The sequence below is a fragment of the Ruegeria sp. ANG10 genome (assembly GCF_040705255.1).
In the GTDB taxonomy this organism is placed as follows: domain Bacteria; phylum Pseudomonadota; class Alphaproteobacteria; order Rhodobacterales; family Rhodobacteraceae; genus Ruegeria.
The window spans coordinates 19,286-35,036 of sequence record NZ_JBFCVU010000012.1 but is presented as its reverse complement, the minus strand read 5'-3'; the positions used below and the strand labels follow the sequence as shown (position 1 = coordinate 35,036).

Here is a 15,751-nt window from a genome sequence, read left to right as displayed (position 1 = left end):
CGCGGGATGCGACACGATCAGTCCGCCCCCAAAACCGCACCCGGATTCATGATCCCCTGCGGGTCCAGCGCAGCTTTGATGGCGCGCATTGCAGACAGCTTTGTCGCGTCGCCATACCGTTCAAGATCATCGGCTTTCAGACGCCCTACCCCATGCTCGGCACTGACCGAGCCACCAAAGGCGTCCACCAGATCATGCACAGCGTGTTTGACAGCCTGTCTTTCCTTGTCAAACTCTGAACGGCTGTGACCCAAGGGCGGAAACACGTTGTAGTGCAGATTTCCATCACCAACGTGTCCAAAACAGTTGATACGAAAATGTCCAAGTGCGGCCACCACCTCGGCACCCTGCTGAATGAATTCAGGAATACGGGATATCGGGACAGAGATATCGTGACTGGATACCGACCCGATCAGCCGGTTAGCCTCGGGGATACGCTCGCGCACGGCCCATAGGTCCATACGCTGCGCCTCGCTTTGCGCAATGACCGCATCCCCGACAAGGCCGGCTTTATCCGCCGCCATATACAGCTTTTCCAGCGCATCGGCGGGTGAGTGCCCCGCAAACAATCCAAGTTCGATCAGAACGCACCATTCGGGCTGTGTCGCAAATGGTTGGCGCACATCCGGCAAAACCTCGGTCAGGAATTGCAGCCCCTGCTGGTGGATCAGTTCAAAGGTGCTGACCGCATCGCCCAATTGATCATGGGCCAGCGATAGCAAGTCGATCGCCGCTTGGGGCGAGGCGACCTGCAGCATCGCGGTTCCTACAGCCTCGGGGCGTGGATACAGCTTCAACGAGGCGGCGGTGATGATCCCCAATGTACCCTCCGCACCGATAAGTAGATTGCGCAGGTCATAACCGGTGTTGTCCTTACGCAACCGGCTGAGCCCGTGCCAGATTTCACCGCTGGGCAGAACCGCCTCAAGCCCCAAACAAAGATCGCGCGCATTGCCATAGCGCAATACGTTGACCCCACCTGCATTGGTGGCAAGGTTGCCCCCGATCCGGCACGACCCCTGCGCTGCAAGGGCCAGAGGAAACAATCGGTTCGTCTCTTCTGCTGCGGCTTGCACATCAGCCAGAATTGCACCCGCCTCGGCAATCAGAATGTTCTCGGTCGGGTACACCGCGCGGATCGCGGTCATCCTCTCTAACGAGATCAAAAGCGGCGTAGGCCCGTCCGGCATTACCTGTCCGCCTACCAGCCCTGTGCCACCACCGTAAGGCACCACCGGTACCCGCCTGTCCAAGGCCACTCGCACCAGCGCCGCTACTTCATCAACCGTTCGCGGTAAGGCCAACAAACCGGCATGTCCGGTAAAACGCCCCCGTGGCTCTTCCAGATAGCGTTCCGTGACCGGGCGCAAAAGATCTTCACCCAGATCAGCCCGGATCAGACAGGCTAGGTTCTCATCGGCAGGATTCAGTGTCATGCCACCTCATTGCCCAAGCGAGCGCGCCCGGACAAGCCCTATTCCAGTTCGATCAGATACTGCGGCTCCAGCACGACCACTGTTGGCTGACTTGGCAGAGTACGCAGAGACACAGTGATTTCGGTAGCTCCCTTGCGTTCAACCGGAAAATCATTGCGGATATCGACCAGGAACCGGTCCAGCGAAAAGCCGGAAAACCAGTGCATCGGGATGATAACGGAACTTTTCAGCCGCTTAAGAACCGAGATCATCTCGGGCAACGGCATGGTCGTCCCCCCATCCACGGCTGCCATGACAACATCCAGCCGTCCTAGTGCGGCGAATTGTTCGTCTGATGGTATATGGTGCAGGTGGCCCAGATGGCCGATGCAAAGCCCTTCGACTTCGAACACAAAGATCGAATTGCCGCGCTCTTCCACGCCGCCATAGGCAGATCGGATATCGGTCGAGACATTGCGTACCAGCATCTCGCCTAGATCAAGGTAATGATCGATCCCTTGCCCGAAATCGCCCCACCCCGGCAACACATGCGGGATCGCAGGATCGGGATGAGCGGTCCAATGGGTGCTGTGAGCGTGGTTCATAGTAACCACGTCCGGGATCAAATCGGCGCTACCGATAAAGCCAGTGAAATCCGTCACCGCGTTCAACCCGCCCTGCGTCTGGATCAGGAAAGAGGCATGGGCGATATAGCTGATCCGCACGGAAAATTCCGGGATCGGGTCCTGCCACGCCGCCTTGTGAATATACTCAATACCCGGCGCGGCATCCGCGATGGCAATACAATGGCTCGGCCGCCGCTCCTGCGCCACAGCCCCGCCCGAGATCACCATCAATGCCGCAACAACCCAGCGCATGATGCAAGTGTAGCGCAGAACGCCAACAAGTCATGCCCCTTGTTCATCTGGCCAAAAATATCTCGGGGGAGGCGCCGCTTGCTGCGCCGGGGGCAAAGCCCCTAGCCCGCGTCCGTCTTGCCGCGCCGATCCGACCGCAGGCTGGCATACAGGACATGCGTCCGCCACCGCCCGTTGATCTGCAGATAAGACTGCGCCACGCCCTCATATTTAAAGCCTGAGCTTTCTAGCAACCCACGCGAGGGCTTGTTTTCGGGCAGGCATGCGGCCTCGATCCGGCTCAGATCCAGCCGCGTAAAGGCATAATGGACAATCGCGCCAATCGCCTCGCGCATATACCCGTTGCGGGCAAAGGCCTGACCGGTCCAGTATCCCAGCGTCCCAGCCTGCGCCGGGCCGCGGCGCACGTTGTCCAGCGTGATCGCCCCCATCAGAACATCGTCAGACCGACGGAACAGAAACAAGGGAATCGCCGTGCCACTGGCTACCGAACGCTGCGCCCAGTAGACGCGATTGGTGAAAGATTTGCGCGTCAGATGATCCTTGGCCCAGATCGGCTCCCACGGGGTAAGGAATTCTTGGGACGCTCGTCGCAGCGCCGCCCAATCGTTGAAATCAGAGTGAACGGGCGGGCGCAGGCTTAGGCGCTCGGTCTCGAGTTTCAGCTTGCGTCTGCCCAACAGCATCACGCCGCACGCCTCTCCTGCAATTGTGCCAGCGTGGGCGCAGCGGAAACCGGGCCGTAAAGCGCCAAGGCCGCCGGCGCCTGAATCGCCATCTTTTCCGCAAACGCACGAACATCACTTGTGCTGACCGCATCGATCTTGGCAACCGTGTCCTCAAGCGACGGCACCCGGTCCCAAATCTGAACCAGACGCGCCAGACGTTCCGCCCGGTTTGATGGGCTTTCCAGCCCCATCAGCATCCCGGCTTTCATCTGCGCGCGGGCGCGGGCAACCTCTTCGGCGCTCATGTCTTCGGCGGCGCGCTTCATCTCATCGATGGTAATCGTGGCCAGCTCTGCAACCTGATCCGCCGAGGTGCCTGCGTAGATCGTTGTTGTGCCGGTATCGGCATAAGCCCCGGTCTGCGCAAAGATTGTGTAGCAAAGGCCACGTGTCTCGCGCACCTCCTGAAACAGGCGCGAGGACATGCCGCCACCCAAAGCGGTGGAGTAAATCTGTGCCGTATAGATCGCATCGTCCCGGTAGCCGGGGCTTTCCAGCGCCAGTGCGAAATGGGCTTGTTCCAGCTCTTTTTCTTGTCGCGCTTCGCCACCGGTGAAGCGGGCTGTGTCCGGAACCAGCCCTTTTCGCGGTTGCAGATGGCCAAACATCTCTTCGGCCATTTTCATCAGCGCATCGTGATCCACGGCACCCGCGGCAGACAGGATCATCTGTTCCGGCCCATAATGCTCGGCCACAAAACCCGACAGGTCCTCGCGCGAAAACGCGCTGACCCGCTCAGTTGGGCCCAGAATGGTGCGTCCCAGTGGTTGATCGTGATAGCTCTGCTCTTGCAGCCAGTCGAAAATCACGTCGTCCGGCGTGTCATAAGATTGACCGATCTCCTGCAGGATCACCCCGCGTTCAACCTCGATCTCGCGCGGATCAAAGACCGGGTTCAAAACGATGTCACCGATCACGTCCATCGCCAGCGCCACATCGTCTTTCAGGACGCGTGCGTAATAGGCCGTTACCTCGCGCGAGGTATAGGCGTTGATATAGCCGCCCACATCCTCGATCGCTTCGGCGATCTGCAGCGCGGACCTGCGCTCCGTTCCCTTGAAAGCCATATGCTCAAGGAAATGGGCAATACCGTTCTGCTCGATCCGTTCATGCCGCCCACCGGCGGTTACCCAAATGCCGATGGCCGCCGATTGCAGCCCCGGCATATGTTCACTGACGATACGAAAGCCGTTCTTCAGTTGGTCTTGTCTGACAGTCACTCAGCAATATGCCTTTTGATATGATCCTCAATGGCACCCAGATCATTGGCGATGCGGGTCACCCGTTCCGGACGTTCATACAGATCAGACATGCGAGAGGGAAGAGGCGGATGCACGTCGCTCGCCTTCTCAACCGCCGCCGGGAATTTCGCTGGGTGCGCAGTGGCCAAAGTGATCATCGGGACGTCCGCCGCGCGGTGATCTTCGGCGACCTTGATACCGACCGCGGTGTGCGGGCAAACCAGCTCGGCGCTGTGGGCCAATGTGGATTTGATGGTGGCCAGAGTTTCATCCTCGGACACGCGGCCCGAGTCGAAATTCTCGAGCAGCGCTTCCATTGCGCCCTGACTGACGTTGAAGCCACCATTCTTCAATTCATCCATCAACTGCGACACGGCAGCGCCGTCCTCGCTATAGGCATAGTACAGCGCCCGTTCAAAGTTCGAGCTGACCTGAATATCCATCGACGGGCTGATCGAGGGGATGGTGTCACCCTTAAAATACCCCTCGCCCGACAAGCAGCGATGCAGAATATCGTTCTGGTTGGTCGCCACTACCAGACGGTCAATGGGCAGGCCCATACGCTTGGCGATATATCCCGCAAAGATGTCACCAAAGTTGCCGGTCGGCACAGTGAAGCTGACCTTGCGGTGCGGCGCACCGAGACTGGCTGCCGCCGAGAAGTAATAGACCACCTGCGCCAGCACGCGGGCAAAGTTGATCGAGTTCACACCCGCCAGTTTCACGCCATCGCGGAAGTCGAAATCGTTGAACATGTCCTTCACAGCGGCCTGACAATCGTCAAAGTCGCCATCAACGGCCAACGCATGCACATTGCTGTCAGCTGGTGTAGTCATCTGGCGGCGTTGCACCTCAGACACACGATCATGGGGGAACAGAATGAACACGTCCACGGCGTCCAGCCCCCGGAACGCCTCAATCGCGGCCGAGCCCGTATCGCCGCTGGTTGCGCCCACGATGGTCACACGTTCACCGCGCCGCTTCAGGGCCACCTGAAACAGTTGCCCGATCAGTTGCATGGCAAAGTCTTTGAACGCCAGCGTCGGACCGTGGAAAAGCTCCAGCAGGAAGTGGTTCTCATTCAGCTGCTTCAGCGGTGCGCGGGCATCATGACCAAAACCCTCATAAGCACGGGCGATGATCGCCTTGAACTCGTCCTCACCGAAAGACCCGCTGACATAAGGCCACATCACGCGAAACGCGATCTCTTCATATGGCAATCCCGCCAATGCTGCGATCTCATCCTGGCTCATCACCGGAATTTCGGCGGGCAAGTACAGGCCACCGTCACGGGCCAGTCCGGTCAGCATCGCCTCTTCAAAGGTCAGTTCAGGCGCTTGGCCACGGGTCGAGATGTATTTCATTGCTCTTCACTTTCAGAAGGGGCGCGATTGCGCCACAGGAAATAACCGGTCATCGCGGCCCAGACCAGAGCCAGACCAAACCATGTGATTGCATATTGCAGGTGGTCGTTGGGAATACCCGCAGTGTCGACCGGCAGTGGCGTCACGCCCGGATCGGTTTGTGTCCGCGCGATCAACAGCAAAGGCTCTGCCCCCAAGGCGGCGGCTAGGTTGGGGACGTCACGGGCAAACCAAATGTTGCTGTCCATGTCCGGTTCAGGCGTGTACCCGTCGACCTCATCGGGCCAATGCAGGTTGCCCGTCACCTCCATCTGACCCACCTGCCGTTCAGCCTGCTTGGCAGTGGCCGGAACAAACCCCCGGTCTACCAGAATTGTTCGGTCTTCGGTACTGAAACGCTGAATAACGCGATACCCTGCGCCGACAAGTTTGACCGAAACCAGAACATGGATTTCCCCGGGCTCCATCTCACCGGAAATCGTTACCGGCAGGTACTTGTCATCCTCGGGCGAAACCCTGTCGGGTAAGGCAACCGGCGCTGATGCGATGCGGGTGTCAATCTCGGACAGAACACCCTGTTTCCATGTCAGTCGCTGCATCTGCCAGAAGCCCAGAGACAACAGGATCGCCAAACCGGCAATACCAAATATCAGCAGGAACAGGATGCGGCGCATATCGGGACCAGATTTCGTTACCTAATGGCTCGGGATTAACCGGCGCCTTGTTAAGGGGGGTGCAAGCAAAATTGCAACCACGCAATTGTATCGGGCGCAATCTTGCGCCCCGGATAGAGAAAAAGCCGCCCCTTGGGGCGGCTTTTGCAATTGGATCGCCTGACCGGCGTTACATCAGCGGGGCCTGACCCCAGATGTAGACGGCGAAGAACAGGAACAACCAGACGACGTCCACGAAGTGCCAGTACCAGGCCGCCGCTTCGAAGCCGACGTGCTTTTCGGGCGTAAAGTCACCCCGCAGTGCTCGGATCAGGCAAACCGACAGGAAGATGGTGCCAATGATCACATGCGCACCGTGGAAACCGGTGGCCATGAAGAAGTTCGAATAGAACTGGTCATCGCCGAATTTCCAACCTTCGTGGGCCAGCAATTCATAGTATTCAAAGCCCTGCAGGGCGGTAAACGCGATACCCAGGACGATGCCGATGGCCAGACCGTTGATCAACGCCTTGCGATCATTGTCATGCACCAGCGCATGGTGCGCCCAGGTGATCGCGCAGCCCGACAATAGCAGGACCAGCGTGTTGATCAGCGGAAGGTGGAACGGGTCAACCGCATGGATATCCGGCTGGATGTATTCGGTGCCGGCATAGTCGTACATCGGGTACATGCGATGTTTGAAGAACGACCAGAACCAGGCAAAGAAGAACATCACCTCGGACATCACGAACAGGATAAAGCCGTAACGCAGACCGATGCGCACAACCGGCGTGTGGTCGCCAGCGCGGCTCTCGGCCACAACCTCGGACCACCAGGCGAACATGGTGTAAAGAACGGCCACCAGACCGGCCCAGAACACAAACGGTGTCACACCGTGCATCCAAAGGACGGCCCCGAACAGCATCACAAAGCCACCGATCGCGCCGATCAGCGGCCAGATCGACGGGGCCAGAATGTGATAATCATGGTTTTTAGCGTGTGCCATCAGCGTCCCTCACCTACAGGCGTTAGTTCGTGTTTGTATCTGCCTGCTCATCCAGGGCGGCGTAGCCCTCGGGCAGGTCTATTTCGTAGAATGTATACGACAGAGTAATCGTATGCACATACTTCGCTTCCAGATCTTCGACGATTTCCGGGTCGACGAAGAAGGTTACCGGCATCTGCACCCGCTCACCGGGTTGCAGCACCTGCTCCTCAAAGCAGAAACAGGCGATTTTCTGAAAATACCCACCCGCCGAATACGGCGCGACGTTGTACGACGCCTGCCCGGCTATTGGACGGTCGGTCGGGTTGTGAGCTTCGTAAAAGGCCAGTCCCGTCTCACCGATGCGCACTTCCATCTCACGCTCGACCGGTTTGAACTCCCACGCCATGCCTTTGGCTTTCGAGGCGTCAAAGCGCACGGTGACCTTGCGGTCCAAAATATCCTCGGGCGCGGCTTCGGCTACGCCGACCGTTCCGCCAAAACCAGTGACCCGGCAGAACCAGTCGTAAAACGGCACCGCCGCCCAGGCCAAGCCGCCCATCAGCACGACCACACTGACCGTCTGCATCACCGTTTTTTGCGGACCGGACAAAGCCATCAGTTCTGCACCTCTTGTGTCGGCTGACCCAGACCTGTGCCCGAGACTTTAACGATTGTTAGCCCAAAGATGATCACAATGAAGGCAGCCAGCGTCAGACCCACCCCCAGATTGCGGCTGAACCGGCGTTGGTGCAGTTCATGGCTTTTGCGCAGACTCATGACCAACCTCCCAATCCATAGGGTTTCAACAACGCCTCAGCCAGAATCGCGCCGAAGTGCAGGAACAGGTAGAGCAGCGACAGCTTAAAGAAAGAGCGCTCGACCTTGAAGTTATCGGCTTCTGAATCATCCTCGGTGCGGCGCGAGATCTGCCACGCTCCGCGCAGGAACAGGGCGTTCATCACAACAGCAACGGTCAGGTAGATCGGGCCACCAATGCCCGAGAAGGACGTGCCAACCGCCAGCAGTGCCAGCAGCACAGTATAAACCAGAATGTGCCAGCGCGTCGCGCGGCGACCGTGTGTCACGGTCAGCATCGGCACACCCGCATCGTCGTAATCCGAGCGCATGAACAGCGCCAATGCCCAGAAATGCGGTGGGGTCCACATGAAGGTCAAGGCAAACATCAGCCACGGCTCAAGCGTCATCGACCCCGTGGCCGCGACCCAACCGATTACCGGAGGGAAAGCCCCTGCCGCACCGCCGATCACGATGTTCTGCGGCGTAGAACGCTTCAGCCACATCGTGTAGACCACGACATAGAAAAAGATGGTGAAGCCCAGGAAGGCTCCGGCGAACCAGTTCGTTGCCAGACCCAGCATGATCACCGACAGGCCAGACAGCGCCAGCCCAATGGCCATGGCCTCGCCCGCTTCGACCTTGCCGGACGGAATCGGACGGCCTTTGGTGCGCTTCATCACTTTGTCGATGTCAGCGTCCCACCACATGTTCAGCGCACCCGAGGCACCACCGCCGATGGCAATGAACAAGATGGCGCAGAATCCGACAAACGGATGGACCGGCACAGGTGCCGCCAGCAGTCCAACGAGCGCCGTGAACACCACTAACGACATGACCCTTGGCTTCAGCAGGGCGAAATAATCGCCAAAGCTGGCCTCGTCCGCGCGGGTCTGCGCGGTCACGGTGCTGGCATTGAAGCTTGCGTCGCTCATGTCGGGTCCTTTTGGGGCGAAAGCTGCGCGATTACCGCGCAGCCTGCATCATGTATTCATCCGGCCAATGCCCGGATCAGTTCGAGGCAACCTGATAGGCCGCAGGCTGACCTGCATACTCTTCCAGAGCGCCTTGCAGCCATTGCTCATAGGCTTCTTCGCTGACAACCTTGACGGTGATCGGCATGTAAGCGTGGTCCTTGCCGCATAGTTCCGAGCACTGACCGAAGTAGACGCCTTCCTTGTCAGCCTGGAACCACAGCTCGGCCAGACGACCCGGCACGCCGTCCTGCTTCACGCCAAAGGAAGGGATGGTCCACGAGTGGATTACGTCCGATGCGGTCACCTGCATGACGATGATTTTACCAACCGGCACGACAACGGCGGTATCGGTGGCCAGCAGCCACTCATCATCGCTGTAACCGGAATCGGCCAGTTTAGCGCGCATCGCATCATCCAGAACGAACGGGGTTACGTCGGCATCCGCAGGGCGGGCACCTTCGTCCAATGTGGCGGGGTGACCCAGCAGATAGCTGTCGAACGCAAAGTCGTGATCAACATATTCGTAGGTCCAATACCACTGGTTGCCCACCACTTTGATCACCACGTCTCCCTCCGGGATTTCCTGCTGCTTGAACAGCACCGGCAGCGAGAACGCACCGATAAAGACCAGAATCAGGATCGGACCCAGGGTCCATGCAATCTCAACCGGCGTATAGTGCGAGAATCGCGCGGGTGTCGGGTTGGCGCGCTGGTTATAGCGCACGATGCAGTAAACCAGCAGAGCCGCGACCAGCAAACAGATTACGGTGATAATGACCAGAATCATTGCATCCAGTCTTTGAATCCCTACGGCAAGGTCTGTGGCTGCAGGCTGGAAGTTTACACCGCCAGCAACCGGCTTGCCAATAATCTCAAGCTCCTGAGCCATGGCGGGAAGGCTGGAGAGGGCTGTCAGCAGCCCCGAAAGCATCAAAGCATTCTTCATTTTCTGTCCTGATCGTTTGATCTTTGCGTCCCTGGCGAAAAGGTGTGAATCAGTCGCACCTCTCCCGTTGTCTTTGGCCGCGTTAAAAACCATATTCCGGCGGGTAGATAAAGCAAAATGCTTGCGTCAAACAGACGCTATTTTTGATCTGGATCAAACCGGAAAGGTCCCAACCGATGCCCAACGACCCGTTTCGCCCGTTTGAAAGCGTTCTTCCGCAGGACGAAGCGCTTGCAGTTTTGCAGTCGGCCACCGCCGGGGCCGAGGATGGCGAGCTGTTTGTCGAGCGTCGAAAATCCGAGTCTCTGGTGTTTGATGACGGGCGTTTGAAGACGGCGTCCTATGATGCTTCCGAAGGATTCGGCCTGCGTGCTGTGCAAGGTGAGGTGGCGGGCTATGCACATTCCACCGATGTTTCGATCCCGGCGCTGAAACGGGCCGCCGAAACCGCGCGTCTGGCGGTCGGTGACGGCGGCGGCACCTTGGCCGAGGCGCCGCGCGCCACCAACACGCGACTTTATACCGACGAAGATCCGATCGAATCCGCCAGCTTTCCGGTTAAAATCGAGACCCTGCGTGAGATCGACACCTTTTCCCGCGACCTCGATCCGCGCGTCGTGCAGGTCAGCGCCACCATCGCCGCCGCTGTGCAAGAGGTCGAGATTCTGCGCCCCGACGGTGTTCTGGTACGCGACGTGCGCCCGATGACCCGCCTGAACATCTCGGTCATTGTCGAACAGAACGGCCGCCGCGAAAGCGGCTCGGCTGGGGGTGGCGGACGCGTTGGTCTGGATGGCCTCATCGACCCGACAGACTGGCAGAACAAAGCACGCGAGGCGCTGCGGATCGCCTTAGTCAATCTGGACGCCATCCCTGCCCCGGCGGGCGTGATGGAGGTGGCCTTGGGCCCCGGCTGGCCCGGTATCTTGCTGCACGAGGCCATTGGACATGGGCTGGAAGGCGACTTTAATCGCAAGGGCAGCTCGGCCTTCGCGGGCCTGATGGGACAGCAGATCGCGTCAAAAGGCGTCACCGTCGTGGATGACGGAACGATTGCCGACCGACGCGGATCGATCACTGTAGATGACGAAGGCACGCCCAGCTCGCGGACAGTGCTGATCGAGGATGGCGTTCTGACCGGTTATATGCAGGACCGTCAGAATGCGCGTCTGATGAATGTTGCCCCCACCGGTAACGGGCGGCGGCAAAGCTATGCGCACAAGCCCATGCCACGAATGACCAATACAGTGATGTTGGGCGGCAACGCCGATCCTGCTTCGCTTGTGGCCGATATCAAAGACGGTATCTGGGCCGTGGGCTTTGGCGGTGGGCAAGTGGATATCACCAACGGCAAATTCGTGTTTTCCTGCACCGAGGCGTACCGCGTTGAAAACGGCAAGATTGGCGCCCCGGTCAAGGGCGCAACCCTGATTGGCGACGGACCCTCCGCCCTGAACCGCATCCGGGGGCTGGGCAACGATATGGCACTTGATCCGGGTATGGGCACCTGTGGAAAAGACGGCCAATGGGTGCCGGTAGGTGTCGGCCAGCCAACCGTTCTGATGGACGGCCTGACCATCGGCGGATCGGCGGCCTGACACAGAATCGGTCACCGACAAGGTTAACGCCACGTGAGGACGATCTATCGATATTGATGCCTGCCTGAGAAACTCCATCGGGCAGGCATTTTATTTTCATGTTTGTTATCTAATAGTTACGCCAAACACGCCGTCAATTCAGGGAAATTTTCTGAATAATTTGACAAGATTCACAAGCTGTTAACCCCCTCAGTCGTAAACCAGTTCTGCAATCAGGCGGAGCAACGGATGACCGAAGAGCAGCTTTCTTCCTATCACCCCACACTCCCACCCACCACGGAAGAGGACCGGTTTTCCTGGCTTCGTCTGTTGCGCTCGCGCAAGGTTGGCCCGGCGACTTTTCGTCGGCTGCTGCGCGAACATAGTTCAGCGCAGAATGCGCTGGCCGCGCTGCCTGAAATGGCACGTGCCGCCGGAATCAAAGGGTATGAAATTTGCCCACCTGGCGTGATTGAGGCGGAACTCAAGGCAGCAAAAGCCGCAAACGCGCAGCTACTGTGCCTTGGGTCCGCTGATTTTCCCCATGCCCTAAACGACCTGACTGATGCCCCGCCGTTGCTGTGGGCCATTGGCGATGTGTCCGTGTTGCGCAAGCCGTCGATTGCGATGGTCGGTGCGCGCAATTGCTCGTCTTTAGGGGCGCGGATGGCGCGGGGTCTGGCAGCCGACCTGGGAAAACAGGGATATGTCGTGGTCTCGGGCCTAGCGCGCGGGATTGACACTTCGGCGCATTTGGCGGCGTTAAATACTGGCACGGTGGCGGTCTTGGCGGGTGGCGTGGATGTGATTTATCCTGCGGAAAACACCGATCTGGCAAGGGACATCGCCCAATCTGGCCTACGCCTGTCGGAACAGCCCATGGGCGTGACACCACAAGCCCGGCATTTCCCCCGTCGTAACCGGATTATCTCGGGCCTGGCACAGGCTGTTGTGGTGGTTGAAGCGGCAGCAAAATCAGGCAGCCTGATCACCGCACGCGACGCACTGGATCAAGGGCGCGAGGTTCTGGCGGTCCCCGGCCACCCTTTCGATGCCCGCGCGGCCGGGTGCAACTTGCTGATCCGCGACGGGGCCACTTTGGTGCGGTCCGCCGAAGACGTAATCGAAGCGTTGCCAAGACAAAAGGCTGATTTATTCGAGGCCTCAGTTCCCGAAATTGCACCTGAACCGGTCGCGTTGGGTGCCACCCTGCATCGCGAAATTCTGGCCCGACTTGGCCCTTCTCCCATCGCCGAGGACCAATTGATCCGTGATATCGCGGCCACGGCAGGCGAGATTGGCCCTGCGTTGGTTGATCTGGAACTGGATGGGCGCATCCAACGTCAGCCCGGTGGACTGCTGTCTTTGACGGCCTGAGCAAGAGTTTCCCGCCCAGCGCTAAATTATTGAAGGCTATCGCGCTGAAAACACCGTAAAATTCACGTATTGAAAGGAACGCATTGACAATTCGCTCTTGCCCTACACATCTTGCACGATCATAGAAGGCGCCCAATCCGTCGAGCGAGGTTTCCCCTTAAATGCCTGTTGTTGTTGTAGAATCCCCGGCCAAAGCCAAAACAATCAACAAATACCTTGGCCCTGATTACACTGTCCTGGCATCTTATGGTCATGTTCGCGACCTGCCGCCCAAGGACGGTTCCGTCGACCCCGAGCACGAATTTGCGATGAAATGGGAGGTTGGCAATGACAGCCGCAAACACGTCAAAGCCATCGCCGACGCCCTGAAAGAAGACAACGCCCTGATCCTTGCCACTGACCCCGATCGTGAGGGCGAGGCGATCAGTTGGCACCTGCAAGAGGCGCTGACCAAGCGCCGATCGATCAAGAAGGACACGCCCGTCAGTCGCGTGACCTTCAACGCCATCACCAAAGACGCGGTGACCGAGGCGATGCAGAACCCGCGTGAGGTCGACATGCCGCTGGTTGAGGCGTATCTGGCCCGCCGCGCGCTGGATTATCTGGTCGGGTTCAACCTGTCTCCGGTTTTGTGGCGCAAACTGCCGGGCGCGAAATCGGCAGGACGTGTACAATCAGTCTGTCTGCGCTTGATCGTCGAGCGCGAGATGGAGATCGAGGCTTTCAAACCTGTCGAATACTGGTCGGTGCGTGCGCTGTTTGAAACGCCGCGTGGCCAGACCTATGAGGCCCGCTTGGTCACTCTGGCCGGTAAAAAGCTGGACAGGCATGACTTGGCCAACGCCACGCAGGCGGAACTGGCGGTTCAGGCGATCACCAGCCGCGCGCTCAGCGTTACCTCAGTCGAAGCCAAGCCCGCCGCGCGCAACCCCAGCGCACCGTTCATGACCTCGACCCTGCAACAAGAGGCCAGCCGCAAGTTTGGCATGGGTGCCCGCCATGCCATGCAGGTGGCGCAACGGCTGTATGAGGCGGGTTACATCACTTATATGCGGACCGATGGTATCGACATGGCGCCCGAAGCCGTGGCTGCCACCCGTGACACAATTGCTGACCGGTATGGCGCGGAATATGTGCCGGACAGCCCGCGTATCTACAAGAACAAGGCCAAGAACGCACAGGAAGCGCACGAATGTATCCGCCCGACGGATATGTCGCGGGATGCCAAGGCTTTGAAGGTTACGGATGAGGATCAGCGAAAGCTGTATGACTTGATCTGGAAACGCACCATCGCCTGTCAAATGGCCGCCGCGCGACTGGAAAGAACAACGGTTGAGGTTGGCAGCGCCGACGGCCAGGTTGGCCTGCGCGCCACCGGTCAGGTGGTGTTGTTTGACGGCTTCATGCGTGTTTATGAAGAGGGCCGTGACGATGTGGCCGATGACGACGAGAAGCGCCTGCCGCAGATTATGCAAGGCGATCCGGCACCCTTTGCCAAGACCTCGCTGAAGGATCAGTTCACCAAGGCCGAGGACAAGGCCGCTATCCTGTCCGACAACGAATCCGTTCTGGCCTTGCAACACCACACCCAGCCGCCGCCGCGCTATACTGAGGCCACCTTGGTCAAACGGATGGAAGAGTTGGGGATCGGGCGCCCCTCGACCTATGCCTCAATCGTGACCACGATTCAGGACAGGGAATATGTACGCAAGGACAAGAACCGTCTGATCCCCGAAGAGAAAGGCCGGATCGTAACGATCTTTCTGCTGAATTTCTTCCGACAATATGTTGGCTATGAGTTCACCGCCAATCTGGAGGAACAGCTGGATGATGTCAGTGCTGGGGACCGCGACTATAAGGACTTGTTGGGCAAGTTCTGGCGCGATTTCTCGGCCGCCATTGGCGAGACATCGGATCTGCGAATTTCCGAAGTGCTGGACAAGTTGGACGAGGCGCTGGCGCCGCAATTGTACCCTCCGCGCGAGGATGGGTCGGACCCGCGCGTCTGCCCGAAATGCGGCGTGGGCCAGTTGCACCTGAAAACCTCGCGCACCGGCGGGTTTGTGGGCTGCGGCAACTACCCCGAATGCACCTATACCCGCCCCATCGCGGGCGAAGGGGCCGAAGGCGACGAGCGTCTGCTGGGTGAGGATGCAGGTGATGAGATCTGGCTGAAATCCGGCCGGTTCGGTCCTTACGTTCAGCGCGGCGAACCCACGCCCGAAAACAAGAAGCCGCCCCGTGCATCCCTGCCCCGCGGGTGGAGCAAGGACGACATGGATCTGGACAAGGCGCTGACGCTGCTGTCCCTGCCCCGCCAGATCGGCGAACACCCCGAGGGCGGCATGATCAGCTCGAATTTCGGGCGGTTTGGACCATATCTGATGCACCAATTGCCCGAGGAGGCAAAGCCGGTCTATGCCAACCTCAAGGACCCGAACGATGTGTTCGAGATCGGCATGAACCGCGCGGTTGAAACGCTGGCCGAGAAGCGCGCCAATCCAGGGCGCGGGCGCAGGGCCGCTGCCAAGCCGCTTAAAGAGCTGGGCGAACACCCCGATGGCGGCGCGATGCAGGTTCTTGACGGGCGTTATGGGCCATATGTGAAATGGGAAAAGGTCAATGCCACCATTCCCAAGGATATCAAGCCCGAAGACGTGACGCAGGAAATGGCCATCGAGCTGGTCAATGAGCGGGCCGCCAAGAAGGGTACTAAGAAAAAGGCCGCACCCAAGAAAAAAGCGGCAGCCAAGAAAACAACCAAGAAGGCGGCCACTTAAGAGTGGCTAGGTAGAAATACCACCACCCCCTT

At 59.0% G+C, this 15,751-nt stretch carries 14 protein-coding genes; 3 read left to right on the top strand and 11 right to left on the bottom strand.

The window, feature by feature from the left end; translation table 11 throughout:
• Positions 1 to 17: 17 nt before the first annotated feature.
• The 11 genes from AB1A64_RS19705 to coxB form a co-directional block, all read right to left on the bottom strand.
• Entirely contained in the window at positions 18 to 1,436 is a 1,419-nt protein-coding gene (locus tag AB1A64_RS19705) for an FAD-binding oxidoreductase (protein ID WP_366553463.1), read from the bottom strand.
• A 38-nt stretch (positions 1,437 to 1,474) separates the two neighbouring features.
• Complete coding sequence (locus AB1A64_RS19700) at positions 1,475 to 2,293, bottom strand: MBL fold metallo-hydrolase (protein ID WP_366553461.1); 819 nt, start codon at positions 2,291 to 2,293, stop codon at positions 1,475 to 1,477.
• A 101-nt stretch (positions 2,294 to 2,394) separates the two neighbouring features.
• On the bottom strand, positions 2,395 to 2,979 hold the full coding sequence (locus AB1A64_RS19695) for a GNAT family protein (protein ID WP_366553459.1): 585 nt from the start codon (positions 2,977 to 2,979) through the stop codon (positions 2,395 to 2,397).
• A complete protein-coding gene (locus AB1A64_RS19690) occupies positions 2,979 to 4,241 on the bottom strand; it encodes a pitrilysin family protein (protein ID WP_366553457.1) in 1,263 nt (420 codons plus the stop codon). Before AB1A64_RS19690 ends, AB1A64_RS19695 begins: the two co-directional genes overlap by 1 nt.
• Positions 4,238 to 5,626: a threonine synthase gene (thrC, locus tag AB1A64_RS19685; RefSeq protein ID WP_366553455.1), complete on the bottom strand. Its 1,389-nt coding sequence runs from the start codon at positions 5,624 to 5,626 to the stop codon at positions 4,238 to 4,240. Before thrC ends, AB1A64_RS19690 begins: the two co-directional genes overlap by 4 nt.
• On the bottom strand, positions 5,623 to 6,300 hold the full coding sequence (locus AB1A64_RS19680) for an SURF1 family protein (protein ID WP_366553453.1): 678 nt from the start codon (positions 6,298 to 6,300) through the stop codon (positions 5,623 to 5,625). Before AB1A64_RS19680 ends, thrC begins: the two co-directional genes overlap by 4 nt.
• A 169-nt stretch (positions 6,301 to 6,469) precedes the next feature.
• Complete coding sequence (locus AB1A64_RS19675) at positions 6,470 to 7,285, bottom strand: cytochrome c oxidase subunit 3 (protein ID WP_366553451.1); 816 nt, start codon at positions 7,283 to 7,285, stop codon at positions 6,470 to 6,472.
• A gap of 22 nt (positions 7,286 to 7,307) precedes the next feature.
• A complete protein-coding gene (locus tag AB1A64_RS19670; protein ID WP_366553449.1) occupies positions 7,308 to 7,883 on the bottom strand; it encodes a cytochrome c oxidase assembly protein in 576 nt (191 codons plus the stop codon).
• Positions 7,883 to 8,044 carry a hypothetical protein gene (locus tag AB1A64_RS19665; RefSeq protein ID WP_366553447.1) on the bottom strand — a complete coding sequence of 54 codons (162 nt, stop codon included), beginning with the start codon at positions 8,042 to 8,044 and terminating at the stop codon, positions 7,883 to 7,885. Before AB1A64_RS19665 ends, AB1A64_RS19670 begins: the two co-directional genes overlap by 1 nt.
• On the bottom strand, positions 8,041 to 8,997 hold the full coding sequence (gene cyoE / locus AB1A64_RS19660; protein WP_170516924.1) for a heme o synthase: 957 nt from the start codon (positions 8,995 to 8,997) through the stop codon (positions 8,041 to 8,043). Before cyoE ends, AB1A64_RS19665 begins: the two co-directional genes overlap by 4 nt.
• A 76-nt stretch (positions 8,998 to 9,073) precedes the next feature.
• Positions 9,074 to 9,985, bottom strand: coding sequence for a cytochrome c oxidase subunit II (gene coxB, locus AB1A64_RS19655; RefSeq protein WP_366553445.1), 912 nt, complete (start codon positions 9,983 to 9,985; stop codon positions 9,074 to 9,076).
• Between the two features lie 176 nt (positions 9,986 to 10,161).
• On the opposite strand from coxB, the gene tldD reads away from it, so the two are divergent.
• The 3 genes from tldD to topA all read left to right on the top strand — a co-directional run bounded on the left by tldD (position 10,162) and on the right by topA (position 15,719).
• Entirely contained in the window at positions 10,162 to 11,583 is a 1,422-nt protein-coding gene (tldD, locus tag AB1A64_RS19650; protein ID WP_366553443.1) for a metalloprotease TldD, read from the top strand.
• A gap of 228 nt (positions 11,584 to 11,811) precedes the next feature.
• Positions 11,812 to 12,939 carry a DNA-processing protein DprA gene (dprA, locus tag AB1A64_RS19645; protein WP_366553441.1) on the top strand — a complete coding sequence of 376 codons (1,128 nt, stop codon included), beginning with the start codon at positions 11,812 to 11,814 and terminating at the stop codon, positions 12,937 to 12,939.
• Between the two features lie 161 nt (positions 12,940 to 13,100).
• Entirely contained in the window at positions 13,101 to 15,719 is a 2,619-nt protein-coding gene (gene topA, locus AB1A64_RS19640) for a type I DNA topoisomerase (protein ID WP_366553439.1), read from the top strand.
• The last annotated feature ends 32 nt before the right edge of the window (positions 15,720 to 15,751 follow it).

Bases quoted from the DNA above. Each gene is read 5' to 3' on its own strand.
- topA (WP_366553439.1), top strand. From the start codon at position 13,101: ATGCCTGTTGTTGTTGTAGAATCCCCGGCCAAAGCCAAAACAATCAAC.
- tldD (WP_366553443.1), top strand. From the start codon at position 10,162: ATGCCCAACGACCCGTTTCGCCCGTTTGAAAGCGTTCTTCCGCAGGAC.
- coxB (WP_366553445.1), bottom strand. From the start codon at position 9,985: ATGAAGAATGCTTTGATGCTTTCGGGGCTGCTGACAGCCCTCTCCAGC.
- thrC (WP_366553455.1), bottom strand. From the start codon at position 5,626: ATGAAATACATCTCGACCCGTGGCCAAGCGCCTGAACTGACCTTTGAA.
- AB1A64_RS19680 (WP_366553453.1), bottom strand. From the start codon at position 6,300: ATGCGCCGCATCCTGTTCCTGCTGATATTTGGTATTGCCGGTTTGGCG.
- AB1A64_RS19670 (WP_366553449.1), bottom strand. From the start codon at position 7,883: ATGGCTTTGTCCGGTCCGCAAAAAACGGTGATGCAGACGGTCAGTGTG.
- AB1A64_RS19665 (WP_366553447.1), bottom strand. From the start codon at position 8,044: ATGAGTCTGCGCAAAAGCCATGAACTGCACCAACGCCGGTTCAGCCGC.
- dprA (WP_366553441.1), top strand. From the start codon at position 11,812: ATGACCGAAGAGCAGCTTTCTTCCTATCACCCCACACTCCCACCCACC.
- AB1A64_RS19675 (WP_366553451.1), bottom strand. From the start codon at position 7,285: ATGGCACACGCTAAAAACCATGATTATCACATTCTGGCCCCGTCGATC.
- AB1A64_RS19705 (WP_366553463.1), bottom strand. From the start codon at position 1,436: ATGACACTGAATCCTGCCGATGAGAACCTAGCCTGTCTGATCCGGGCT.
- AB1A64_RS19695 (WP_366553459.1), bottom strand. From the start codon at position 2,979: ATGCTGTTGGGCAGACGCAAGCTGAAACTCGAGACCGAGCGCCTAAGC.
- cyoE (WP_170516924.1), bottom strand. From the start codon at position 8,997: ATGAGCGACGCAAGCTTCAATGCCAGCACCGTGACCGCGCAGACCCGC.
- AB1A64_RS19700 (WP_366553461.1), bottom strand. From the start codon at position 2,293: ATGCGCTGGGTTGTTGCGGCATTGATGGTGATCTCGGGCGGGGCTGTG.